This window comes from Actinobaculum suis (genome assembly GCF_900102025.1).
Taxonomy (GTDB): Bacteria; Actinomycetota; Actinomycetes; order Actinomycetales; family Actinomycetaceae; genus Actinobaculum; species Actinobaculum suis.
In genome coordinates, this window is the sequence record NZ_FNAU01000001.1 from 121,187 (window position 1) to 144,448 (window position 23,262).

Below are 23,262 nucleotides of genomic sequence, written 5' to 3' on the forward strand. Positions count from 1 at the left end.
GGAGTCATCAATCTTCCACCCACATTTAGCGTTGCGACAATCCGGCCGTAACAGCTGTTATTTCCGCCTTACCCAGTAGCTTCTACGCGAAAGAGTAACAGCGGCAAAACTACAGAAAAGCGGGAAACGGAATTCCCTTACGGTCAAAGGAGGGCCGCGTATCCCAGGAAGGCACAAAAGCCTTTCGGGAAACTGTTTACCCCTTTTGCATCCCGGCGTTCTATCCGCCTTTCTCAGTAATGACCAGCAGATACGGGGCATCACAAATGCACGATAATCGCAGTATTTTGGAAGGCCGCGTGCGGCGCGCGCTCGCGGAGAAGATTCTCCCGGCCTGTTATACAGAACTTACCGACTTAGACGTAACCTGCTGGCAGGTGCCAGATCCGGAAGCGAAACCGGTAACTCCAGCGCAGGTCCCGCCTTTCTCGCAGTTCCGTCCGCTTGCCATTGGTGAGTATTGGGGTCGGGCGTGGGAAACCGTGTGGATGCGGATGCGAGCGCAGACCGCGCCGCTTGCTCCCGAAATCAAGGAACTGCTTGGGCTTGGTGCCCGCACAAGCACTGCTGATACCGCGAGCGCTGACGGTGTTTGCGGGCCGGATAGTACGTGCGGGCCGGATAGTACTTGTGCTGCTGACCAGGTTGAGATCCTGGTGAACCTGGGGTGGCAGGACCACTCCCCTGGTTTTCAGGCGGAGGGCCTGGTACACCGCACGGTTGTCCCGGAGGGAGCCCCGGCGGGCACAGACCAGGCACATATCGGCCCTACCGTGAAGGCGATCAATCCGAAGAATTTGTGGATTCCTGCTCGCAAGGTTCTCAGCGCTAGCGGCGATATTGATTTCACGATCGAAGCGGCAGCGAACCCGATCTTGCTTGATGTGCCGCCTTTCCAAGTTACTTACGAGGGCGATATTCGTACTTCTTCTGCCCGCCCGCTTTACCAACTGGTGCAGGCCAGCGTGGTTTTGCGGCACGGCCAGGTTTATCAGCTCGCGCTCGATATGAGCGTGCTGCACGAGATGGTGGCGGCAAAACCGGAGCTGGACGGGCATGACTGGTTGATTTTGCGCACGCTTTCTGCGGCTTTGGACCAGTTGGACCTGGCTGATATTCCGGCTACCGCTGCCCGGGCCCGGGAACTATTGCAGCCGGTGCTGACCACTCCTGCCCATGTGGAAGCACCGCAGATTTACGCCGTCGGGCATGCGCACATCGATTCGGCGTGGCTGTGGCCTTTGCGGGAAACGCCCCGCAAAGTGAACCGTACTTTGGCCAATGTGGTCAATCTTTTAGAGCAGGGCGAAGACATGTACTTCGCTTTCCCGGCCGCCCAGCATGCCGCGTGGCTAGCCGAGGAAGATCCGGAATTGTTCGCCCGGGTACGTAACTGGGTGGCAAAGGGCCGGATTGTGCCGGTCGGTGGCATGTGGGTGGAATCGGATGCGGTGCTTCCCGGTGGGGAGGCTATGTGCCGCCAGTTTGTGGAAGGGCAAGCTTTCTTCGAAGAAGCTTTCGGGGTGGAATGTAGCGAGGTGTGGCTGCCCGATTCCTTCGGCTATTCGGCGGCTTTGCCACAAATTGCGCGGGAAGCTGGAATCAAGCGGTTCTTGACGCAAAAGATTTCTTGGAATCAGGTGAATGCTTTCCCGCACCACACTTTCTTGTGGGAAGGTATTGACGGTTCGCGGATTTTCACGCACTTCCCACCCGCAGATACTTATGGTTCCGATGTTACGGGGGCGCAAATCCGTCACGCCGTGATTAATTCTCGCGATAAGGGCCATACTTCGGTTTCCTTGCTGCCCTACGGTTACGGGGATGGGGGCGGTGGGCCAACCCGCGAAATGCTGGGCCGCCTAGCCCGGCAGCGTGATCTGGCCGGTGCTCCGCGGTTGCTTTCGGCTTCCCCGCATGATTTCTTCGACCGGGCTATCGAAGCCTACGAAAAGCCGCCGGTGTGGGCCGGGGAACTCTACCTGGAATTGCATCGGGGCACGTTCACTTCGCATGTGGCTACCAAACGCGGCAACCGGGAAACGGAAGCTTTGCTTAGGGAAACCGAGTTGTGGTGTACGACGGCGGCCGTGCGCGGCCTGATGGAATACCCCTACGCAGAGCTGCGGGCTTTGTGGCGGCAAGCTTTGCTGTGCCAATTCCACGATATTCTTCCCGGTTCTGCCATCTCCTGGGTCTACCGCGAAGTGGCCGGTATTTACGCCCATCTGCGCGAGCGTTGCGAAGCCTTAACAAAGCAGGCTTTGCAGGCTTTGACGAGCCAGGCAGCAAATGAAACTAGCGGCCGGGCTGAAACTAGTGGCCTGGCTGAAGCTGGCGCCCCGGTTGAAACTGGTGCCGCGACTGCACCCGGAACCACAGCAGAGCCCGGTGCCCCGACCGGTACGGTTTTGCGGGCCAATGCCACTTCCTTTACGCAAGATGGCGTGCCGCCTTTCGCGGTGGGCTACGTGGGCGCGCGCGAAAACTCGGAAGTTGGGCCAACTGCAAACAATTTGGAGGCCGGGCCGGATTATTTGAGCAACGGGCTGCTAACTTTGCGTTTTGCGGACGGGGCTTGTGTATCTTTGCAAGACCGTTCCGGGCGCGAATATATTCCGCGGCAAGAAGCGGCCGGCACTTTCCAGGTGCATCAAGACTTCCCCAATATGTGGGATGCCTGGGATATTGATCCTTTCTATCGCGGTTCGGAAGAACGCCTAGACCTGCAGTTTGGCGGCACCGAATTTTTGCAGGCTACTAATTCCGCGGAATTAGCTGGCTCCGGGGTGGCTGCACAAACCGCGGAATTAGTAAGCACCGGAATAGCCGCCCAAACCGCGGAATTGGTTGGCACGGCGGTGCAGGCAGTTTCTACGGCCCGGTATGGCGATTCTGAGTTGCGCATTACGTGGCAGTTGCGGCCCGGAGAAGAGTTCGCGCGCGTACGCGTGGATGCTGATTGGCACGAACACGAAAAGCTTCTCAAACTGGCATTCCCGGTTCGGATTCACACCGATCGGGCCCAATACGAGACGCAGATGGGTTATATCGAACGGCCCACTCACACGAATACGTCTTGGGATGCGAGCCGTTTCGAAGTTTCCTGCCACCGCTGGTTGCGGCTAGCAAATGCCGGGGCTAGCCTCGCGATCGCTAATGATGCGACCTATGGTTGGGATATTACGCGCCATCAGGAAGGCCGGCGCAGCACGTATTCGCGCGTGCGGGCAACCCTGCTGAAATGCGCCCGGTATCCCGATCCGGAACAAGACCAAGGCCAGTTCTCCTGGAATTTCCGGCTCCACCCGGGAGCCAGCGTGGAGGCGGCAATTGCTGATGGTCAAGATATTTGCTTGGGCACCCGCTATGTTTCCGGCACCCCGGCAGGCCCGATAGCTCCAGCAGGCCCGGCAGTCGTGGCAGCTCCAGCAGCCCCAACAGCCCAGGTAGGCCCAGCCGGCCCGGCAGTCCCGGCGGCAAGCCCGGTAGCTCCGCTCTTCCGCGTGGAAGGGGCCGTAGTCGAATCGGTGGCCATGGCTCCCGACCGTTCGGGCAACGCCGTCGTACGCATTTATGAGGGCCGCGGTGCTACTAGCCACGTAACCATTCAAGCTCCCGAGTTTTCCCGCGCCTGGTGTACCGATTTACGGTACCGCAGCCCGGAAGAATCCGGCTATGCAGGGCCGGAAATACGGTGGGATGGTAAGGCCTGGCAGCTAGAACTCGCCCCCTTCCAGATCGCGACGATTCGATTCGAGCGTGCACTATGAGATTCGGAGTCAATTACACGCCGCGGCAAGGCTGGTTCTATTCCTGGCTAGATTTCGACCGCGCGCAAGTGCAAGCAGATTTCACGGCGCTCAAAGAAATCGGGGCGGATCACGTGCGGATTTTCCCGCTCTGGACGCTCCTGCAACCCAACCGGACCTATATCCGTCCGCAAGCCATTCGTGATGTGGTCAGCGTGGCGGAAGTCGCCGACGATCTGGGGCTGGATATTTTCGTGGACGTTTTGCAAGGCCACCTTTCCTCCTACGATTTCCTACCTTCGTGGGTGCTCAGCTGGCACGAACGCAATATTTTCACCGACCCGCAAGTCGTTGCGGCCCAGCAAAACCTGATTACCACTTTGGCAGGCGCGCTCGCCGATATTCCGCACGCGCGCGGGCTCAGCCTAGGTAACGAGATTATCCAGTTCGCTGCCTCTCGCCACCCTTCCCCGCAAGCGCTAACTTCCCACCAGGCCCGTACCTGGCTGGAAACGCTCTACCGGACGGCAAAGGCCGCCTGGCCGCACGGGATCCACACGCATTCTTTTGATGACGATTTGTGGTTTGCGCCCGACCAGCCCTTCACCCCCGAACAGGCCACCGCGATAGGAGATTTGACCACCGTCCATTCCTGGATTTTTGGCGGCGTAGGCCCAGCATACGGGGCCGACGCCCCCGAACTCGCCTGGTTCGCTCGCTACCTGTGCGAAGTTGCTAATGCTTGGGCAGAGATCTTTGATTGCGCACCGGAGGGGCGCGGTTTGTGGCTACAAGAACTAGGAGCGCCACTAAATTACCTGCACGACGACGCCGCAGCCGCCACTTTCCTAACCAAAACTATCGACTCCCTTTTGGGCGCCCATGGCGGCGGGCCTACCCCGCACCTGCAAGCAATCACCTGGTGGTGCTCCCACGATGTGGATCGCCACCTCGCAGATTTCCCAGAAGTGGAATACGGCCTCGGGCTTTTCAACAGCGCCGGAGAACTAAAACCACAAGGCCAGGCTTTCCAAAAAGCGATCACCCAGTGGGGCACCCGTGCCGGTACGGCGAGCCGCGCCGGCGCAACCAGCCCCCACCCCAGTGCCTCGAGCGGCGCAACCAGCCTCCACGCTGGAACAACCAGCTCCCCCGCAAGCGATACCAGTTCCGCCCAGAACGCGGCCGCTCCCAGCTCTGCCGCGGGCCCGCCCCGAAACACTTTGCGGATAAATATTTGCCCACAAAGGCGCGACCTGCTGGATCCGCGCCACGAATTCTTTGCTACCTGGGTAGCCCATGCCCGGGCTGGGGACGTGCGACGCATCGTCCTCGGCACCGCACCCACCCCCAGCCCGGCCACGCCGCCAGTAGCCAAAGCAAGTTTCCATCCCCAGCAAGCGGAGACCACCGCCTAGCCGGAGAGGAATAACGGAAGATTTCCAAACGGACTTCAAGGAGGAAGTGCCATGAAATACGCAAAACTATTTGCGGTTATCGGGGCGGGCGCCCTCGCCCTCACCGCCTGCACCGGTGGAGGTACGGCGTCACAAGACACAAAATCGGCCGCACCCGATAAAACCAGTAGCGAAAGCACCAAACTATCCGGCGAAATTTCTTTCCAAACCTGGTCGCTGAAGAATGACCGCTTCACGCCCTATTTTGAAAAGCTAATCGCAGATTTCCAAAACGAACATCCCGGCACCACCATTAAATGGATGGATCAGCCCGGTGAAGGCTACGAAGATAAAGTCCTGCAACAAGCAAACGCAGACGAACTACCCGACGTCGTCAACCTGCCACCCGGATATGCCGCCCAACTAGCGAAAGCCGGCATGGTAGAAAACCTCGAAACCGTCAACAAAGACGTTTTGAAAGAATACGTTCCGGGCGGCATTTCGGCCTACCAGTTCCCCGGCGTAGAAGGCACCTACGGCTACCCGTGGTACCTCGGCACCGACATGAACTGGTTCAACACCGAACTCCTCGAAAAAGCAGGAGTCTCCAAAGACCAGCTCCCCAAGACCATGGACGAACTCTTCGAAACCGCCGATAAGGTAGCAAAAGCCACCAACGGCGAAGTCAAGATGATCTCCAACCTGCCCGACGCCGACGCCTTCGCCAATGCCGGCGTAAAATTCCAGAAAGACGACGGCACCTACGACTTCAACACCCCCGAAGGGGTGAAACTCGTACAGCGCTGGAAGGACGCCTACGCCAACGGCTCGATGACCCCCGAAGCGCTCAACGCAGACTGGACCGGCAACGCCATGCTCTACAAGCAAGGCCGCACCGCCTGGACCACCGCCTCGGCTGGCTTCGCCTCCGAACTGGAAAAGGAAGCCCCCTCCCTACTCGGAGTCTCTGTAGCCACCCCGCGTATCGGCAACCCGCCACTCTTCGTGCAAGGCATCTCCGTCTCCGCACATTCGAAGAATCCAGAACTGGCCCGCGCCTTCGCCCAATACGTCACCAATAACCACAACCAAGTGGAATTCGTAAAAATCGCCCAAGGTTTCTTCCCCGGCACCCAAGAAGGCAACTCCAACCCGGACACCTTCACTTCCGTCATCAAGAATGACCTGCAAAAAACCGCGACCACCACGGCCGCCGAAGCCATGAAGACCGCCGCCCCCACCACGGGCGTCGACTTCACCGAAGACATGGGCAAATACACGAAACAACAGGTAGCGCTCGCGGTACGTGGTGACGTGCCGATCGAAGACGCCCTGCAAAAGATTTCCGATTATGCCAACCAAAATGCTGTGAAATAGCGGCCGCTAACCGCTACTCACAGCTCTTACCCCTGGCTCGCAGGTAAAGGGCTGGCTGGTGCGGCACGCAAACCACCGCACTATCGGGCACCGTAACCGGCCCTTACCGCCAGCTAAGACCGCGCGCACGCGCGTAGCAACACAGCAACAAGTAACCATATGCAAGCAAGGGGCGGCAGCGGAGTTTTCGCTCCCTGCCGCCCCTGCTGAAAGGACTGATTTACGGTGATAGTCAACTGGCTCGGTGATAAATCATGAAATGGCACCGTTGGTATACGCCCTACGTGTTGATTGCCCCGGCGATCCTCTGGGTGCTTGTTTTCTCTATCTGGCCGTTCCTGAACACGATCTACCTCTCCTTCACGGACGCCCGGCCCCTGCGCACCCCAAATTTCGTAGCTCTCGAAAACTACGCGCAACTATTTTCTGATGAACGCTTCAAATTCGCGATTATGACCTCGCTCGTGTACGTAATCGTGTGCGTACCATTGCTTACTTTCCTGCCGCTTCTTTTGGCCGTTCTGGTGCAAAAGAAAGTACCGGGAATTTCCTTCTTCCGCACTTCTTACTACCTGCCGGTAATCGCTTCCGTGGTGGTTATCGGGGTTATTTGGACGTGGCTTTTCGATTCCCAAGGGATCATCAACGAAACCTTGCAATGGCTGCATTTGACCGATCAGCCAATTAACTTCCTCACCGAACGGTGGCTGATTGTTTTCGTAGCCATCTCCCTTACCGTGTGGAAAGGATTGGGCTACTACATGGTGATCTACATGGTAGGCCTGGCCAATGTACCCAAAGACCTGTACGAAGCCGCCGAAATTGATGGGGCTGGCTGGTGGCGCCGCTTCTGGAACGTCACGGTTCCGGGGGTGCGAGGCATTATGCTCCTCATTTCCGCGCTAGTCACCGTGGCCGCAATCCGCGTCTTCTCCGAAATCTACGTACTCACCAACGGAACTGGCGGGCCCGGCGGACAGTCACAATCCATAGTCATGATGATCCAACAGGCCGGTAAGGGACTGAACGGCAACCTCGGATATGCTTCCGCGATCTCCGTAGCCCTGTTCTTCCTTACCTTCCTCCCCCTCGTCTTGGTTGCCTACATCAACCAGGGAACAGAAATCCGGGCCACCCGCAAACTTGCCAAACAACAAAAACTCATCGCGCGGCAACGGCGAGCAGAACGGGCCCAGCACACCGGGCATCGCCAGGAGGTAACCAATGAATAATCCACGCCAAGATAATTCTGCGGTAGCGCGCCCGCAGGCCGCTCCCGGCCCGTCCGCGCAACCGGCCCCGCCCGCCATGCCCGCCACCCCGCCGGCCGCTCCCACCACCCAGGTAGTGACCGCGCCGTCCGGTACGGTTCCCACCCGGCGTCGTGCTGGGATGCACATGCGCCGGACCAACCGGCCCTTGCTAACTATTGGCCGCTACGTGCTTTTGCTTTTGATCTTCGTCATTTCGGTGGGACCATTCCTGATCCAGCTTTCGATGGCTTTCAAAGGCAAGAACGAAGACGCTTTTGGTTTCCCGCCGCAGCTCATCCCAGATGACCCAACGCTGGAAAACTTTGCGGAAGTGACCCGGAATGTGCCGGTGCTCCAATATGCGTGGCATTCGCTTTTGGTAGCCGTAGCTATCGTGGTTTCCAATGTCATTTTTGCTACTTTGGCGGGCTACGCTTTCGCGATCATGAAATTCCGCGGGAAAGCGATCGCCTTTGCGATTATCTTGTCCACGTTGTTACTTCCCGGCGAAGTAACTCTTACCTCCCAGTACCTGACCGTGAAAGCGCTTGGCGCGGCCAATACGCTGGTAGGCGTCTTCCTCCCCGGGGCGATTAGCGCCATGAATGTTTTGCTCATGACGGCCGCTGCCCGTTCCATTCCCACCGCGATTTTGGATGCTGCCACTTTGGACGGCGCCACTACTTTCCAAAGGCTGCGGCTCGTGGTGTGGCCGAACGTGCGTGGTATGGCCGCCGTGGTTGCCCTCATGTCATTTATCGGCGCTTGGGATGATTTCCTGTGGCCCTTGGTAGTGCTTTCTGACCCCGAAAAGTACACGCTCACGGTAGGAATCCAATACCTGAACTCCTCCTTCGGTTCGAATCCGCGCGTGGTGGCGGCAGGCACCGTGATCGCACTGGTCCCGATTATTATCCTCTTCGCGGTGTTCCAAAAGCAGTTCTTCCGCGGCGTGGAACAAGGCGCGGTCAAGGAATAATGATGAACGTTTGCCCGCTCCTTCCCCGCCCCCGCAGTTTCCGGGCTCTACCTGGCGTGTTACGCCTCGATGCTACGACTATCGTGAGCGGGGACTTCGCGGCCGCTACGGCGTGGATTTTGCGCCGCTCCACCGGTTTGCCCTTCCCGGAAAAGATCGGTACCGAAAATCTGCCGGGCCCGCACCTGCGCACCGTGCACGATTCGCAACTGGGCGCCGAAGACTACCGCCTCGTGGTGCAACCCAGCGGTGTATTGATATGCGCCGGCGGGCGGCGCGGGGCGATCTGGGCAGCGCAATCTTTGTTACAACTAGCCCAAGTTCCCGCGCCCGCACCGCGGGCGGTAAAGCTGGCCACCGCGCCAGTGGGTACGGAAGCTAGGCAACCGGCAACGCCGCCTGCAGCGGCAACGACGCCGGCAACGGCGCCCGCACCGACAGCGGCCACGGCACCGGCCACGGAAACAGTACCGGCACCGCCGCTGGCCAGATGCGGCGTGGCGGAAGAGCTCGTGGTGCCCTGCGCAGAAATTACGGATCAACCCCGCTATGCCTGGCGCGGTTGCGGCCTGGATACGGCCCGCCACTTCTTTCCCGTGGCAGACCTCGCGGATTTTCTGGGCTGGCTTTCCTATTACAAGATCAATGTTTTTCATTGGCATTTGACCGATGATCAGGGTTGGCGCTTCGAATCGCGCCGCTATCCGCGGCTCACTTCCGTGGGCAGCTGGCGGAGCGAAACGATTAGCCCCTTGCACGGTACGGATCGGACCCCACACGGTGGTTTCTATACCCAAGCCCAAATCCGTTACATTTGCCAATTGGCGGAAAAGCTAGGCATCACCGTGGTTCCCGAAATTGAATTCCCCGGGCACCTATCTGCCGCAATCGCCGCTTATCCCAAACTCGGCGCTACCTCTGCGCAAGACGTACCGACCGCACCTGCCACTCGGCCGGTGGCCCGCACCTGGGGTGTTTTCGAAGGGACCCTGCGGTTCACGGAAGAAAACTTACGTTTCGTTACCGACATTTGGGAAGAAGTATTGGAAGTAACCGGGGCACATATTGTTCATATAGGGGGTGACGAGGTACCGCCCGGGCCGTGGAAACTTGATAAACCCACCGCGCAGTTCTGTGCCGAGCATGGTATTGCCGGCCCGCACGCCCTACAAGCTTGGTTCACAAACTATCTCGCCAGCTGGTTGGATGAACGCGGGGTACAAGCCGTAGCCTGGGATGAAGCTTTCGAAAACGTTCCGGCCACGCAGCAAGCCCCGAACCTGATCTGCCAGGCTTGGCGCGGCCATAACCGGGGCCAAAAGATCGCGGCGGCAGACATCCGCACAATTATGAGCCCGGCCGAGCTGCTCTACTTTAACAACTACCAAAGCCTAGATAGCGCCGAACCCTATGCCCAGGGCGCGCTATCCACAGTTGCGGATGTATGCGCCTATGACCCGAGTGCGGGGCTGCCCGCGCCGGCCGCACGCAATGTGCTTGGCACCCAATTCATGGTGTGGACGGAATACGTGGAAAACTACCGCCAACTGCAGTATTGCGCATGGCCGCGCGCCCTTGCTTTCGCGGAACTAGCTTGGCACGCCACCCCGGTGCCCGCGCCCGCCGCAGCTCCGGTACCGGCAACAACTAGCGCACCGGTAGCTACCGCGGGCAATGCAGCGGCCGCGAGCGCGCAGACCGTTACCGAAACCAAAGCAGCCGCCGCGAGCGCGGCGAACTCAGATTTCCGCGCCCGCATGGACGCACATCTCGCCTTCCTTGCTGCCGCGGGGCTGAACTATCGACCATTGGCCGGCCCTCTCCCCTGGCAAAAAGCGGGGACCGGGCGGCGCCAACGTCCCGACCGGCTAGACGGCATAATTATGTAAACCCTGCGGGCCCGGCCAGCCCTGGCAGAGCTAGCTGCGGGTGGTGCCGACGCACTACCGCCCGCATACCTGGCCGCCTGCCTAACGAGGTGGCCAGACCGGCTCGGACAGTTTTGGCGAAGTGGCGGGCGGGGTCACCTACGGGCGGGGCCACCTACGAGCATGGCCACCTACGGGTATGGCTACCCGCGGGCTGGACTAGTGTGGGGCGCGGCTAGCGGCGGCGTCGAAAAACTAACCGTAAAAGCAACCGATACTAAGGCAGGAAGAGAAATGAACGAGCAGATTTTAGTTGCGGGTGAGGCGCTCATTGATTCAATTGCGGCGGCCGGGCAGGCCCCGCGCGAAGTCGTGGGCGGGAGTTTGTTCAATGTGGCAGGCGGACTGGCGCGGCTGGGGGTTCCCACCGATTTTGCCACCTGGTTTGGAAAAGACGCGCGCGGCCAGCAAATCGCTGCCCATGCGCGCAAACTGGGAGTGCGAATCGTGCCGGGTTCGGCGCAAGCAACGGCGACGTCGGTAGCGCACGCCCGCCTCGATGCAGATGGGAAAGCAAGCTATACCTTCGAGGTCGAATCGGATATCCCCGCGCTGGAAAACTTAGGCGATATTGGGCATGTGCATATCGGGTCTTATTCGGCGGTAGTTTCCCCGAGTGGGGAAAAGATCGCGGCCTTGGCCGCCGCACAGGCCAGGCGCGCCACGATTTCGTATGACCCGAACTGCCGGCCAGATTTGATGGGAGATCCAGATGCGGCGCGGAAGAAAATAATGGCGCTCGTGGAACTGGCCGATATTGTGAAAGTTTCCGATGAAGACTTGCATTGGCTATATCCGGGGCTAGCGTTATCGGAGATTTTGGCGCAGTGGGCGCAAATCAGCATTCCTTTGCTAGTGGTGACCCGCGGGGCTGAGCCGGCGCTAGTGAGCGTGCGCGGGGAAACGCCTTTCCATGCGCTGGCCTCTCGTAAAGTACCGGTAGGCGATACCGTGGGTGCGGGTGATTCCTTTATGGCCGGGCTTTTAACCGGGCTGTATAGAGACCGTTTTATCGCTGCCGGTGCGGCCCGCGAGCGCTTGCGGCAAGCCAGTTTTGCAGACTTCGGGATCGCTTTGCAGATCGCACAAACTTGCGCGGCGATAACGGTTTCTGCAAATGGGGCTTATGCGCCTACGCGGGCGGAAGTGGCGGCCGCGTTCTGAACGGGTTAAGTTCTTGGCGGGTTAGCGGCTGGGTTCTTGGCGAATGCTAGATTCTGGGCGTGCCCGGTTCTTCCCATGCTGGGTTCTTAGATGCTCGAGTTTTTGCGGTCTGCCGCGGGGCGAGGTTTTTCGGTTTTGTGGCGCCGGGTTGGTGCGTGCAGAAAACGCGGAATTGGTGAAGAGTGGGGATATGAGTACGCGTATTTCTTTGGTTAGTGGCGATATTACCGAGCTCGCGGTAGATGCGATCGTCAATGCCGCCAATTCGAGTTTATTAGGCGGCGGCGGAGTGGACGGGGCAATTCACCGCGCCGCCGGGCCGCAACTTTTGGCAGCCTGCAAACAGCTTCGCCGCGAACAGCTCCCCGCGGGGCTTCCGGTTGGCCAGGCGGTTTCCACCCCGGGTTTCGATTTACCAGCACGCTGGGTTATCCACACGGTGGGGCCGAATCGGCATCGCGGGCAAACCGACCCGGAACTTTTAGCAGCGGCTTTTCGCAATAGTTTGCAAGAAGCGGACCGGCTCGGTGCCACCTCGGTAGCATTCCCGGCAATTTCCGCGGGCGTGTACGGCTGGAAGATGGAAGAAGTGGCGCGCATAGGTCTCGAAACTGCGCGCGCTTACCCCGGGCCGGCCAGTATCACCTTCTGTCTTTTTAACGACGCCGCGCTCTCCACTTGGCAGGAAGTTGCCGCCGCCCAGCAAAACTAGAAATCGCCACTACTTAGCGGGAATCGCTGCTACTTAGCGGGTTCGGCGTCCCCAGCAGAGCAGCCCGAACGAACCAGAGAGCCTAAAGAAGCAGCAAATACAAACAGGCGCGGGCCCCTGCTGATTTCTCGTAGTGGCCCGCGCCCGGTATCGCCTCGCGCCCGTTTAGCGAGTATTGAGTTGTGATCTGTTGGCGGTGCCTGCCGGCAGATATATTTCTTTAGCCGACCGGCGATTTATGGTTACTCGAGCTTGCCTCAGGTCTTGCTCGCAACCCGTTATCCACACGTTCAGCGATGCTGACGCTAGTGGTATTGCTGATACTCACCGGTTATAGGTGCTAACTCACTGCTTCTCAGTGGTGTTAGCGATTCCCAGTGGCGGCACTGCCATTGCGTCTCTTTGGCTCGCCAGGTTTACCCCGGCTTGCCAAAGCACTATTTTACGCGGCGAGTTCAGCGGGCGCGTGATTTCTGCGCGTTTCTTCCAGAAGTCTAGGCGGCCGGCGGGAAGAACCCCACGTGGCTGTAGAACACGGTGAATGCTAGGAAACACCAGAGCACACCGCAACCCCAGGTAGCCAGCGTAAAGAACCTTCCAATGTGTTTGTTTTCCGGTGCGAAGGGCGAAAGCATCGCTGCCAGCCCCGTACCGCAATACAAGAACATCATCAGGAGCGGTTCAAGCAGGGAACCCGCCATGAGGCGCGCGATCGGTTCGGTGTCCGGCGGGCGCCACATTCCGAAGTGCATGCCCGCAATCCCGAAGAAGATTAGGCCGATACCACCGATTGCGGCCACGTAAAGAATAGGGCGCAGGGTGGCGACGACGTCGAACTTCCGCTCCCCACGATCCTCGGCACGTTCACCGCGGATAATCGCGAGCCCGGCGAAGAAGGTGAGAAAGCCGAAGAAAGCGGCCGGTTCACCGAAGGTGATGTTATCGACGGCGCAGCAGAAGGCACCATCAATTTGGGCTAGCGGCCAAGTTAGCATCATGTGCAAACCGGTAATACCGAGGAATGCACCCAGCGCGGCGAAAGTCCAGCCAAAGCCGGCTACGGTACGCCGATTGGGGCGCCCCGCGGCCCGCATAAACAGTGGCACCATGACCATAATTGCGCCGGTAACAAGCGCCATCATGGTGTTATAAGTAATACCTTGCATCAATATGCTCATTACTTACGCTCCCCTAGTATTCCCTGCCGTACAGACATCAGGGCAACGCAAATAGCGCCGGTAAGGCACCAGCTCAGCGCGCCAAGATCTTGCCCGAAATCACCACTTGCGGTGACCCAGAAAACAACACCAATGGCGATGCCAATGATGAGCACTGCCCAGGTTATTTTTGCGAGCAACGCTGCCCACCGGTAAGCGACGGCGTCGCTTAGGTCCCTGGGAAGACCTGTTGTATCCAGCTTCTCGTCCATGGGACCATAGTACCTCATTTCTGGGAAACATCTGCAAAATCAGCGAACCATTTCAGGACTTTAGTCCTCAGGCTGGGAAAACTACCTTGGGGCCGATTAAATCGCCACGGCGCACACCGATCGCCACCAGATTGTTTGTTTCGTCCACGAGTGCTACCGGCGTGGCGCATTCTCGTATTTGAATGCCTTGGCCATGCCGCAAAGCAGAAACCTGGGCGGCAGTCACTGTGACCACGGGCAATGCCCGACTAGCTGCTTGTGCCGGAGGCATTAGTCGTAGCGTTCCGCGCGGGTTTGCGAGGCTATCGGTGTCTTGTTTCCCGGCGTTCTTCGTTTCTGTTTTTCCGGTGTTGTTCGTTTCCGCTTCCCCGGTGGCGTGCGTTTCCGTTTCCCCGGTGGCGTGCGTTTCCGTTTCCTCGGTGCGGCTGGATGTTGTATCAGCACTGGTACTCACGGCAGATGCGGTTACTTCCGCCGCAAGTTGTTCGATGGTGCGTGCTTCAGCGAGGGTAAACCCGCCTACGCGCCGCCGTTCCAAAGAGGTCATATGGGCTTCTGTGCCGGCCGCGCGGCCCGCATCGCGTGCCAGGGCCCGCACATAAGTTCCCGCTGAACACACTACGTCTACGTCGATATCCACTACCGGCACTTCCCTGGTTTGTGGCACTGCACTTTCTGCAGGGGCAGGGACTTCTACCGCGGCGGTACCGGGGCGCGCCTGCCCGCAAACAGTTAGCGCCGAAATTTCGATCTGCGCTGGGGCCAGCTCGACTTCTTGGCCAGCGCGGGCGGCAGCATAGGCGCGTTGGCCGTTAATTTTCTTTGCCGAAAAAGCGCTTGGCACTTGCCAGATTTGCCCTATTTGGGTTTCTAATGCCCGCCGGATTTCGGCCTCGGCACTGCTCCCAGACGCAGGAGTATAGCCGGGCGCGCGCAGCACTTGCCCGGTGGAATCTTCCGTATCGGTACCGATTCCGAATCTGAAACCAGCTCGGTATTCCTTTTCGGTTCCCGCAATGTAGGGCAACAGCCGGGTAGCGTTTCCCACGCCGATTACCAACACGCCGGTAGCCAGCGGATCGAGCGTACCGGCGTGCCCCACTTTCCGAGTACCCGCTAAACGGCGGATAGCGGCAACGACGTCGTGCGAAGTAACCCCGGCAGGTTTGTTGACCACCAGGACTCCGTTCCCCGCATCGCAACCGCGCGGTAATTCGCCCCACGGAAGCTCGCGGCGCAAACGCTCACGCCGCGGGCCGCGCGTTTTTTTCGATTTTTTACCGTTATCGCCGTTTTGCGGGTGCGTCATTTGGCAGTGCCTCCTGTATTTCCGGATAGATTCGGCTGGGCAAGGGCGTGGCGGAGACGCCCCTGGGCAATGTCTATGGCGAACCCGCACACGAAAGCGATTACGGCAGGTACCGCGAAAGGCAAATGATTTGTGCCCAGCGGCATAGCGTCAAGTAGTGGCCGCAAGCCGGCAAATATTTCCAGCTTCGTGGCCCACAGCGCTTCGAAAAGCGAAACGAAAGCCGCCACCCAGGCCGATATCCGGTACGTCCAATACAGCCGCCCGGGAATCAAAATGTCTACCAGGGTTGTTACCACGAGCGTAATAACTACCGGGTAGACGAGTTGGTTTACCGGTTCGATCAGGTTGAGGATCGCCTCTAGCCCCATATTGGAAAATCCGAAAGCAATCAGCAACTGGCCCACCAACATGGTGTTATAGCTAATACTGGGGAAATACGAACGGAAGAAAGCTGTAGACGAGGTAAGCAGACCGGTAGCCGTGGTAAGGCACGCCAGGATCGCAATGGCCCCGAATAGCACCTGCCCACCCGTGCCGTAGAACTGTTGCGCCACACCGGAAAGTGCTTCTGCTCCGTTTGCGTAGCCATCGCCTGCAACCCGGGTGCCTATCATTGCCAAACCAATATAGACGACGGCGAGGAAAACGCCGGCTACCAGACTGGCCGCAGAAGTGGCCCGGAAAGAGCTCCGCTGGGTAGCAAAACCCGTATTCCGCAAATTCGTAACGATAATCAACCCAAATACGAATCCGGCTATCGCATCCATCGTGAAATAGCCTTGTAGGAGGCCGGTAGAAACCGGACTATCTACATATTTCGGCGCGGGCGGGTTACCAGCGGGCGGAAGCTTGATGACTACGGTAATAACCAGAATTGCCATCAAGATTAGGAGCGCGGGGGTGAGATAGCCGCCCACTCTTTCCACGACGCGGCTCGGCCGGCTCACCAGCAGGTACACGACAGTGAAGAAAACGAAGGAATAAATGGCCAGGCCGATGCCGCCCCCGGAATCTGCGCCAGGGACCAGCGGGGCGATAGCCATCTCATAGGACACCGCGGAAACGCGAGGTACCGCATAAAACATGCCGGTGGTGAGGAACATGGCGAAAAGTAAAACCGTACCGGGGATCTTCCCGATTCTTTCCGCTACTTCCCGCGGGGTGCCATCTTTAGAAGACGAAGCCGCGATGATTGCGAGCACCGGTAACAGCACTCCGGTACCCAAGAAACCGGCGAGGGCCGGAAACACATTAGTGCCTGCTTCGGTGCCGAGCATGACCGGGAAAATAAGATTGCCGGCGCCGAAAAACATGGCGAATAAGGCGAGCCCGGCCACCGTGATGGCCCGGGCTCGGCTATTTGCATTGGAGGTTGCGCGGGAGCTAGCGCTCACCTGCATTATCACTTTCTGCGCTGGCAGTTGCTCCGGCCTGTGCTTCTGGCTCGGCCTGCGCTCCGGCTGCGGCCTCCCGGTGGGCCGTCGCTTCCGTATTCGTTTCGAATTGTCTCTCAGCCGCCGCAGTTGCCTCGGCCTCGCGGGGTTTGCGATACGGATCTGCGTCTCCCGCATATTCGGTGCCACGCTGGCGCGCTAGCTGGGCATCGCGGTGCCGTGCTGCGGCAAGCACGTCTTCGAAACTGCGCGCAGTTTCGGGAAGCCGATCGAGTTCAAACTCGATGGTTGGCGTGAGCCGCAAGCCCAATTGTTTGCCAACTTCGCTGCGGATAATGCCGCGCGCCGCGTTTAGGGCACGTTCGGCGTCTTTCATCCGCTCTTCGTTATGCGCGGTGAAATATACGGTGGCTTGTTGCAGGTCACCCGTCACCCGCGCTTCGGTGATTGTTACTAGTTCCAGGCGGGGATCTTTCAGCCGATTTCCGAGCATTTCTGCCACGATCTGCTGTACCCGTTTTGCCACACGTTCGGCACGGGGATTAGCCATAACTATCTCCTCATCATTTGCTTGCCCACTGCGTACATTTGACCAACTTGGCGCTAAGTAACCGCGACCTTCCCGGGGATCGCCACTTTCATTGTCAGCACGCGGTTGCTACCACATACTTCGTCAGTACCAGCCAACAGTAGTTCGCGCACTCTGTTAGTGCCAAAACAACTACTCGGCCGGCGCCAAGCAAACCTGTGGGCAATGCCTTTTCAAGCAACCGTACAGTCAGTTCCAGCCCGCCCCGGGTAGAGGCAAAAGGCTGGTGCACTGTTAGCACAGCTTACACAAGCAAGGCTGGCAGGCCATTTTTTGTTCCATACTTAGCCCGCCGCATAAGGGGCGGAGCAGTTTTGCGGGACCTGCCTATATACGCCACGAGCGCAGTTACGTCATGAGCGGTGCCCTCACGCAGAGCGGCCCTAAACCTCGCGAGGCCGGGCAGGGCAATCCGTGTTCCCCACCCGGCCTCGCACTTATTGGTTGCAACGTACCGTTCACCTTGCTCGATGCGGCACGGCGCCATGTTTAGGCACTTGGCCTAAACATTTGGCTTAGACACGCGGCTTTTCTTGCATTTCGAAGGTTTCGATCAAATCGCCTACCTTGATATCGCGATAGCCGAGCGTAATACCGCATTCGTAGCCTTCGCGCACTTCCGCAACGTCATCCGTTTCGCGGCGCAGGGAGACGATCTTCAAGTCCTTTGCCACTACGACGCCGTCGCGTACCAGCCGTGCGTCCGCGCCGCGCTTGATGCGGCCCTTGCGCACGGTAGAACCAGCGATCATACCGGCCTTGCCAGACTTGAACAGCTGCAAGATCTCCGCGGTCCCCAGTTGGACTTCTTCGTAGATCGGCTTGAGCATGCCCTTCATCGCGGCTTCGACGTCGTTGATCGCATCGTAGATAACGGTGTAGAACTTCAGTTCCACGCCTTCTTCATCCGCGTATTCAGCAACCCGTTCTGCCGGGCGGACGTTGAAGCCAATAATGACCGCATTGTCCACGGTGGCAAGGTTGACGTCATTCTGGGTGATTGCCCCCACGCCCCGGTGGATAATATCCAGCTGGACTTCATCATCAACCTCGATATCCAAGAGCGAGGATTCGAGCGCTTCGACCGCACCGGAAGAATCGCCCTTGATAATGATGTTGAGGGTATCGACCTTGCCTTCCTTGAGCACATCTCCCAGGTTCTCCAGGGAGACGCGCTTGCGCCGGCGAGCCAAGGTGGCCGCGCGGTGGGCAGCTTCGCGCTGTTCGGCGATCTGCCGGGCCGTGCGCTCATCATCTGCCACGAGGAAGGTATCCCCAGCGGCCGGAACCGAAGAAAGACCGAGTACCTGGACGGGCCGGGACGGACCGGCTTCTTCCACGGCCTTCCCGTTTTCGTCGAACATGGCACGCACACGGCCATGCGCGGTGCCGACGGCGAGGGGGTCGCCAATCCGCAAGGTACCAACTTGCACTAGCGCCGTGATTACGGCACCGCGGCCCTGGTCCAGCTTCGCTTCGATTGCCACCCCACGTGCCGGCCGGTTCGGATTGGCCCGCAGGTCCAATTCGGCATCGGCCACATACAGCACAGCTTCTAGCAGATCGTCAATGCCTTCGCGCTTCTTCGCCGAAATATCTACGAAGAGTGTATCCCCGCCGTAGTCTTCTGCCACCAAGCCATATTCCGTGAGCTGGGAACGGACCTTTTGCGGGTTGGCACCGGCCACGTCGATCTTGTTGACGGCCACGACAATCGGAACCTTCGCCGATAGGGCGTGGTTGATTGCTTCCACCGTTTGCGGCATAACGCCGTCGTCGGCAGCAACCACCAGGATCGCAATATCGGTGACGTTGGCACCGCGCGCACGCATCGCGGTAAAGGCTTCGTGCCCGGGCGTATCGATGAAGGTAATGGCCCGATCTTCGCCCTCGTACTTGACGTGGGTCTGGTAGGCACCAATCGCCTGGGTAATCCCGCCCGATTCGGTACCTTCCACCGAAGAATGCCGAATGGCGTCCAAGGTCTTCGTCTTTCCGTGGTCAACGTGACCCATAACGGTAACGACCGGCGGACGCGGCACCAGATCTTCATCGTCATCGAGGATTTCTTCGGCTTCCAGATCGATATCGAAGGATTCGAGGATCTGGCGATCTTCATCTTCCTTCGAAAGTACTTCCACCTGGTAGCCAAGTTCATCGCCGAGAAGCTTGAAGGTATCTTCGTCCAGCGACTGGTTCATGGTGGCCATTTCGCCCATGCGCATCAAGACGGTAATGACGTCTGCGCTGGAAGCACCAATTTGTTCCGCGAAATCGGCCACGGAGGCGCCTTGCCGCACGCGCAGGGTTTGCCCATTGCCATGCGGAATATTTACGCCGCGTACCGTGGGCGAAGACTTTGCTTCGAATTCTTCGCGCCGGGTGCGCCGCTGGCTCCGGCCACGCCGGCCACCGCCGCCGCGCCGCCCGAAAGCACCAGCCGTGGAACCACCGCGGGTACGCCCACCCGAACGGGTGAAACCGCCCCCGTCAGGCCGGCGATGGCCCGGCTGACCGCCGCGCCCGCGCCCGCCCCGTCCGCGCGAATCGCCCGGATGTTGGCCTGCCATCTGGCTGGGCATCATAGCTGGCGAAGGCCGTGGGCCGCCGCGCCGTGGACCGCCCGAATGTGCCGGACGTGGCGCAGTTCCCGCGCCCGCGCCCTGATCGCCTTGGGCCTTGCCGCGCCCGCGCCCACCACCGGGCCGGGGCATACCCTGCTTGGTGGCATACGGATTATTACCGGGCCGGGCCTTGCCGCGCCCGCGCCCACCACCGGGCCGGGGCATACCCTGCTTGGTGGCATACGGATTATTACCGGGCCGCGGCGCTGCTTCGGCGCGCGCGGCACGTGCTGATTGGGCGGCTCCCATCGGCGTGGGGATTCCCGGCCGGCGCCCGGCCGGCTTGCGCTGCCCATCACGGCCCTGCCCCGGCTTAGGGGTAGGCTTACCCGCCGCTTGCGGGCGTGGTGCAGCAGGCTTCGCCGCAGGCTTTTCGTCACGGCCACCGGGCTTCGCACCCCGGCCTGGCTTTCCACCCGTAGCCATTGCAGCTGGCGTGGGGGCAGCGGCACGTTCCTGCTTAGCTTCTGCCTGCACACCGCCCGGTTTGGCCGGGCTGGCCGGTTTGGCGCCGCGCGCCGGCTGCGGCCCGGGCTTGGGACCCGGCTTCGGCGCTGACTTAGTGGCCGGCTTAGCCGTATCCTTCGCTACCGGCTGGCTAGCTTTTTCTGCCGGTGCTGCGTCTTTATCGGGACGCGGCGATTCGACCACAATTGCGTCGGAACCGGCCGGGCGATCTACCGCCGCACGGGTTCCTTGCCGCGGCTTACGCGGCTTTGCGGCGCGGCGTGCTTGGCCGCCCTTCTTCCCTCCCTTTGCGGAGGCCGGATCGAGTTCTTCCGGATGTGCTTCAAAATAGTTGCGCGCCTTACGCACAACTGGTGCCTCGATCGTAGATGAGGCAGATTTGACGAATTCTCCATTTTCCTTGAGCACATCGAGCAAGCGTCGGCTCGTAGTGCCAAGTTCCTTGGCGAGTTCATGGACGCGGACTTTTGCCACAGTTCTCCTTCTTTGGGGTCCGGGCAAGGCGCGCGCGGACCTCTCTAGTTCTGGCAGCTCATCGCTGGGTACTCATCGGGTGCCCATCGGCTTCCAACCCGCTTTCTGTATCTCGGGTCATCGCCCTACCGGGCGAACTTACATTGCTATTGATCATTCGTAATGATCGTGGCGGTAAATGGGGTGGCATCCACTCGGCTCCGGAAAGCTCGAGGCAAGGCGCCACTGCGCAAAGCACGGCTAATACAAGTTGCAGAACCGTGAATCCATGCGCCGCGGCCCGGCATGTGACGTCGCGTATCGGCGAGCACATGGTGATCGCGAAGCACTAGCCGCACCATATTCTTAGCCTCGTCTTTTGCGCGGCAACCCACACAAGTGCGTGGATTCATAAGTAACCACCCCAAAGAACGCCCTGACTACTTTACCTGGAATTCAGGCAAAAGGTTAGTACGAATTTGCCCACATCAGTATTCGACTACCGCGAGATTGCTCTCACAGTGCCGGACGTACGGCTATTCCGACTGCGCGACCGTGCCGGATCTACTCCGGCTTTTCCGCCGTCTCGGTTGTAGCTGGCGCATCGGTTGTAGCTGGAGCTTCGGTTGTGGCCGGCGTATCTAACGTTCCCGCTGCCGCCGCCACTTCCACAGCTTCCACCGCCTCCGTAGCTTCGGCAGGTTCCACAGGTTCAGTTACCACCGTTTCTTCCGCGGCTACCGCAACTTCCGCAGGCTCCGCGCCTTCCGCAGGCTCCGCTATTTCCGCAGCTGCCTCGTGTGGTTCCGCGATAATTCCTGCGGCCCGCGCGGCCTGGGCTTCTGGATAGTTACCCGCCGCCATATCGGATTCCTTGCGGATATCAATGGACCAGCCGGTGAGCTTGGCGGCCAGGCGCACATTCTGCGCTTCCTTGCCAATTGCCAGGGATGCTTGCCCATCCGGCACCACCGCGCGCGACTGGCGATGATCTTTGCTGAGAATATCGACTCGCACTACTTGCGCGGGGGAAAGTGATTCGGCAATGAATACCGCCGGATCGTCGTCGTAATCAACAATATCGATCTTTTCTCCGCCTAATTCTTGGGTCACGGCCCGCACGCGCTGCCCGTTATGCCCAATGCAAGCGCCCTTCGGGTTCACGGATGGATCGGCAGACCACACCGCTACCTTGGAGCGGTGCCCCGGTTCGCGCGAAAGGGCCACCAATTCTACCGTGCCATCCCCAATTTCCGGAACTTCCAATTCGAACAAGCGCCGCACGAAATCCGGGTGGGTACGTGAAAGCCGCACGGAAGCACCGCGCGGAGTTACCGCCACATCCAAAACCAGGGCGCGAATATGGTCACCGCGGTGCAAATGTTCCGTGGGCACCTGTTCTTCGGCCCGCAAGATTGCTTCATGCTCCCCCACATCCACGATGAGGTCGCGCGAATCGGCGTCCCGCCCGGCTCGGCGCTGCACCACGCCCGAAACGATCTCACCCTTCTTATGTTTGAAGGAACCGAGCACCCGGTCGGCTTCTGCTTCCCGCAAACGTTGGGCGATTACTGACTTTGCGGTAGTGGTCGCGATCCGCCCGAAATCATTGGGGGTATCGTCAAATTCGCCAATTACGTTATCTTCTTCGTCGACTTCCGGAGCCCATACGGTTACGCCCCCGGTTTTCTGGTCGAGCTCCACGCGCGCACCCCGCACTGCCCCGGGCATCCGCATATAAGCGTGCAAAAGCGCATCTTGGATCGTAGTCATCAGTACGTCCACGCTCACTCCCAGCTCGGTTTCCAAAGCTCGGAGCTCATTCATCTGGATTTTGAAATCCACGATTTCTCCTAATCCTTCTTAGGGCGGTCAAACTCAATGTGGACGCGCGCTTTCGCAACCTCTCCGATCGATAACCGCCGTTCGCCAGATTCCCCGCGGAATACCAAGGTATCACCCTCCACCGCCACGAGCCGCTCCGTGAAGGGCGTTTCCTCGCGTGGCGTCACTTTCACGAGCCGCCCGATAGCGCGTGAGAAATGGCGGGCTTCCACCAGCGGCCGATCCGTACCCGGCGTCGTTACCTCCAGCTGGTAAGCGCCAGCAATTACATCAATCTCATCGAGCACGGCAGAGATTTCGCGGGAAATATCCACGAGTTGTTGCGAATCTACACCGCCCGGACCTTCCGGCAGGTCTACGGTTACCGAAACAATGGGGCGCGACCCGCGGCTTACCTGCACATTTTCGAGGTAGAGACCCGCGTTTTCCACCACACTTACCAGCGCCTGCGCAATTTCTTCCCGCACTTGCCGGCGTTCGGCAGTGCTTCGCGAGCGCGGCGTGTTTTCTCGCTGCGCGCCGCGGCCTGCTGGTGATTGATTGCGATGACGTCGATTCATGCCCTATAGCCTACCTTGCTTTGTGT

17 protein-coding genes are annotated in these 23,262 nt (G+C 59.5%); 8 read left to right on the plus strand and 9 right to left on the minus strand.

All coding sequences use genetic code 11. The annotated features are described in order from the left end of the window. The first annotated feature begins 266 nt into the window (after positions 1-266). The 8 genes from BLT47_RS09640 to BLT47_RS00540 all read left to right on the plus strand — a co-directional run bounded on the left by BLT47_RS09640 (position 267) and on the right by BLT47_RS00540 (position 12,562). Complete coding sequence (locus tag BLT47_RS09640) at positions 267-3,773, plus strand: alpha-mannosidase (RefSeq protein WP_074660647.1); 3,507 nt, start codon at positions 267-269, stop codon at positions 3,771-3,773. Next, a complete protein-coding gene (locus BLT47_RS00510; protein WP_074660650.1) occupies positions 3,770-5,170 on the plus strand; it encodes a glycoside hydrolase 5 family protein in 1,401 nt (466 codons plus the stop codon). The genes BLT47_RS09640 and BLT47_RS00510 overlap by 4 nt, the downstream gene beginning before the upstream one ends. 51 nt (positions 5,171-5,221) lie before the next feature. Continuing rightward, on the plus strand, positions 5,222-6,526 hold the full coding sequence (locus BLT47_RS00515; protein WP_049618740.1) for an ABC transporter substrate-binding protein: 1,305 nt from the start codon (positions 5,222-5,224) through the stop codon (positions 6,524-6,526). A gap of 254 nt (positions 6,527-6,780) precedes the next feature. Beyond that, positions 6,781-7,758, plus strand: a complete 978-nt coding sequence (locus BLT47_RS00520) for a carbohydrate ABC transporter permease (RefSeq protein ID WP_065414488.1) — start codon at positions 6,781-6,783, stop codon at positions 7,756-7,758. Then, complete coding sequence (locus BLT47_RS00525) at positions 7,751-8,758, plus strand: carbohydrate ABC transporter permease (protein ID WP_256332475.1); 1,008 nt, start codon at positions 7,751-7,753, stop codon at positions 8,756-8,758. The genes BLT47_RS00520 and BLT47_RS00525 overlap by 8 nt, the downstream gene beginning before the upstream one ends. Further along, a complete protein-coding gene (locus tag BLT47_RS00530) occupies positions 8,758-10,647 on the plus strand; it encodes a beta-N-acetylhexosaminidase (protein ID WP_083329955.1) in 1,890 nt (629 codons plus the stop codon). Before BLT47_RS00525 ends, BLT47_RS00530 begins: the two co-directional genes overlap by 1 nt. A 273-nt stretch (positions 10,648-10,920) precedes the next feature. Next, positions 10,921-11,850, plus strand: coding sequence for a carbohydrate kinase family protein (locus tag BLT47_RS00535; protein WP_074660848.1), 930 nt, complete (start codon positions 10,921-10,923; stop codon positions 11,848-11,850). A gap of 190 nt (positions 11,851-12,040) precedes the next feature. Continuing rightward, entirely contained in the window at positions 12,041-12,562 is a 522-nt protein-coding gene (locus BLT47_RS00540) for an O-acetyl-ADP-ribose deacetylase (RefSeq protein ID WP_049618743.1), read from the plus strand. Positions 12,563-13,056: 494 nt separating this feature from the next. Here BLT47_RS00540 and BLT47_RS00545 read toward each other — a convergent pair whose 3' ends face one another. The 9 genes from BLT47_RS00545 to BLT47_RS00585 form a co-directional block, all read right to left on the minus strand. Further along, on the minus strand, positions 13,057-13,740 hold the full coding sequence (locus tag BLT47_RS00545; RefSeq protein WP_082159896.1) for a DUF981 family protein: 684 nt from the start codon (positions 13,738-13,740) through the stop codon (positions 13,057-13,059). After that, a complete protein-coding gene (locus BLT47_RS00550; RefSeq protein ID WP_049618744.1) occupies positions 13,740-13,991 on the minus strand; it encodes a hypothetical protein in 252 nt (83 codons plus the stop codon). The genes BLT47_RS00545 and BLT47_RS00550 overlap by 1 nt, the downstream gene beginning before the upstream one ends. A 67-nt stretch (positions 13,992-14,058) precedes the next feature. Continuing rightward, the gene (gene truB, locus BLT47_RS00555) at positions 14,059-15,300 is read right to left on the minus strand and encodes a tRNA pseudouridine(55) synthase TruB (protein WP_074660654.1); all 1,242 of its coding nucleotides are present in this window, start codon (positions 15,298-15,300) and stop codon (positions 14,059-14,061) included. Continuing rightward, the gene (gene brnQ, locus BLT47_RS00560; protein ID WP_049618745.1) at positions 15,297-16,703 is read right to left on the minus strand and encodes a branched-chain amino acid transport system II carrier protein; all 1,407 of its coding nucleotides are present in this window, start codon (positions 16,701-16,703) and stop codon (positions 15,297-15,299) included. Before brnQ ends, truB begins: the two co-directional genes overlap by 4 nt. Continuing rightward, on the minus strand, positions 16,687-17,247 hold the full coding sequence (gene rbfA / locus BLT47_RS00565) for a 30S ribosome-binding factor RbfA (protein ID WP_065414620.1): 561 nt from the start codon (positions 17,245-17,247) through the stop codon (positions 16,687-16,689). Before rbfA ends, brnQ begins: the two co-directional genes overlap by 17 nt. Before the next feature lie 554 nt (positions 17,248-17,801). Then, positions 17,802-20,852, minus strand: coding sequence for a translation initiation factor IF-2 (gene infB, locus BLT47_RS00570; protein ID WP_074660656.1), 3,051 nt, complete (start codon positions 20,850-20,852; stop codon positions 17,802-17,804). 146 nt (positions 20,853-20,998) lie between these two features. Further along, positions 20,999-21,244, minus strand: a complete 246-nt coding sequence (locus BLT47_RS00575; protein ID WP_074660658.1) for a YlxR family protein — start codon at positions 21,242-21,244, stop codon at positions 20,999-21,001. Positions 21,245-21,395: 151 nt separating this feature from the next. Then, positions 21,396-22,676, minus strand: coding sequence for a transcription termination factor NusA (gene nusA / locus BLT47_RS00580; RefSeq protein WP_231583014.1), 1,281 nt, complete (start codon positions 22,674-22,676; stop codon positions 21,396-21,398). An 8-nt stretch (positions 22,677-22,684) separates the two neighbouring features. Beyond that, positions 22,685-23,236 carry a ribosome maturation factor RimP gene (locus tag BLT47_RS00585; protein ID WP_074660661.1) on the minus strand — a complete coding sequence of 184 codons (552 nt, stop codon included), beginning with the start codon at positions 23,234-23,236 and terminating at the stop codon, positions 22,685-22,687. Between the last annotated feature and the right edge of the window lie 26 nt (positions 23,237-23,262).

Excerpts from the sequence above, each read along its gene's own strand:
- BLT47_RS09640 (WP_074660647.1), top strand. The coding sequence starts at position 267 with ATGCACGATAATCGCAGTATTTTGGAAGGCCGCGTGCGGCGCGCGCTC.
- BLT47_RS00510 (WP_074660650.1), top strand. The coding sequence starts at position 3,770 with ATGAGATTCGGAGTCAATTACACGCCGCGGCAAGGCTGGTTCTATTCC.
- BLT47_RS00515 (WP_049618740.1), top strand. The coding sequence starts at position 5,222 with ATGAAATACGCAAAACTATTTGCGGTTATCGGGGCGGGCGCCCTCGCC.
- BLT47_RS00520 (WP_065414488.1), top strand. The coding sequence starts at position 6,781 with ATGAAATGGCACCGTTGGTATACGCCCTACGTGTTGATTGCCCCGGCG.
- BLT47_RS00525 (WP_256332475.1), top strand. The coding sequence starts at position 7,751 with ATGAATAATCCACGCCAAGATAATTCTGCGGTAGCGCGCCCGCAGGCC.
- BLT47_RS00530 (WP_083329955.1), top strand. The coding sequence starts at position 8,758 with ATGATGAACGTTTGCCCGCTCCTTCCCCGCCCCCGCAGTTTCCGGGCT.
- BLT47_RS00535 (WP_074660848.1), top strand. The coding sequence starts at position 10,921 with ATGAACGAGCAGATTTTAGTTGCGGGTGAGGCGCTCATTGATTCAATT.
- BLT47_RS00540 (WP_049618743.1), top strand. The coding sequence starts at position 12,041 with ATGAGTACGCGTATTTCTTTGGTTAGTGGCGATATTACCGAGCTCGCG.
- BLT47_RS00545 (WP_082159896.1), bottom strand. The coding sequence starts at position 13,740 with ATGAGCATATTGATGCAAGGTATTACTTATAACACCATGATGGCGCTT.
- BLT47_RS00550 (WP_049618744.1), bottom strand. The coding sequence starts at position 13,991 with ATGGACGAGAAGCTGGATACAACAGGTCTTCCCAGGGACCTAAGCGAC.
- truB (WP_074660654.1), bottom strand. The coding sequence starts at position 15,300 with ATGACGCACCCGCAAAACGGCGATAACGGTAAAAAATCGAAAAAAACG.
- brnQ (WP_049618745.1), bottom strand. The coding sequence starts at position 16,703 with ATGCAGGTGAGCGCTAGCTCCCGCGCAACCTCCAATGCAAATAGCCGA.
- rbfA (WP_065414620.1), bottom strand. The coding sequence starts at position 17,247 with ATGGCTAATCCCCGTGCCGAACGTGTGGCAAAACGGGTACAGCAGATC.
- BLT47_RS00575 (WP_074660658.1), bottom strand. The coding sequence starts at position 21,244 with ATGAATCCACGCACTTGTGTGGGTTGCCGCGCAAAAGACGAGGCTAAG.
- BLT47_RS00585 (WP_074660661.1), bottom strand. The coding sequence starts at position 23,236 with ATGAATCGACGTCATCGCAATCAATCACCAGCAGGCCGCGGCGCGCAG.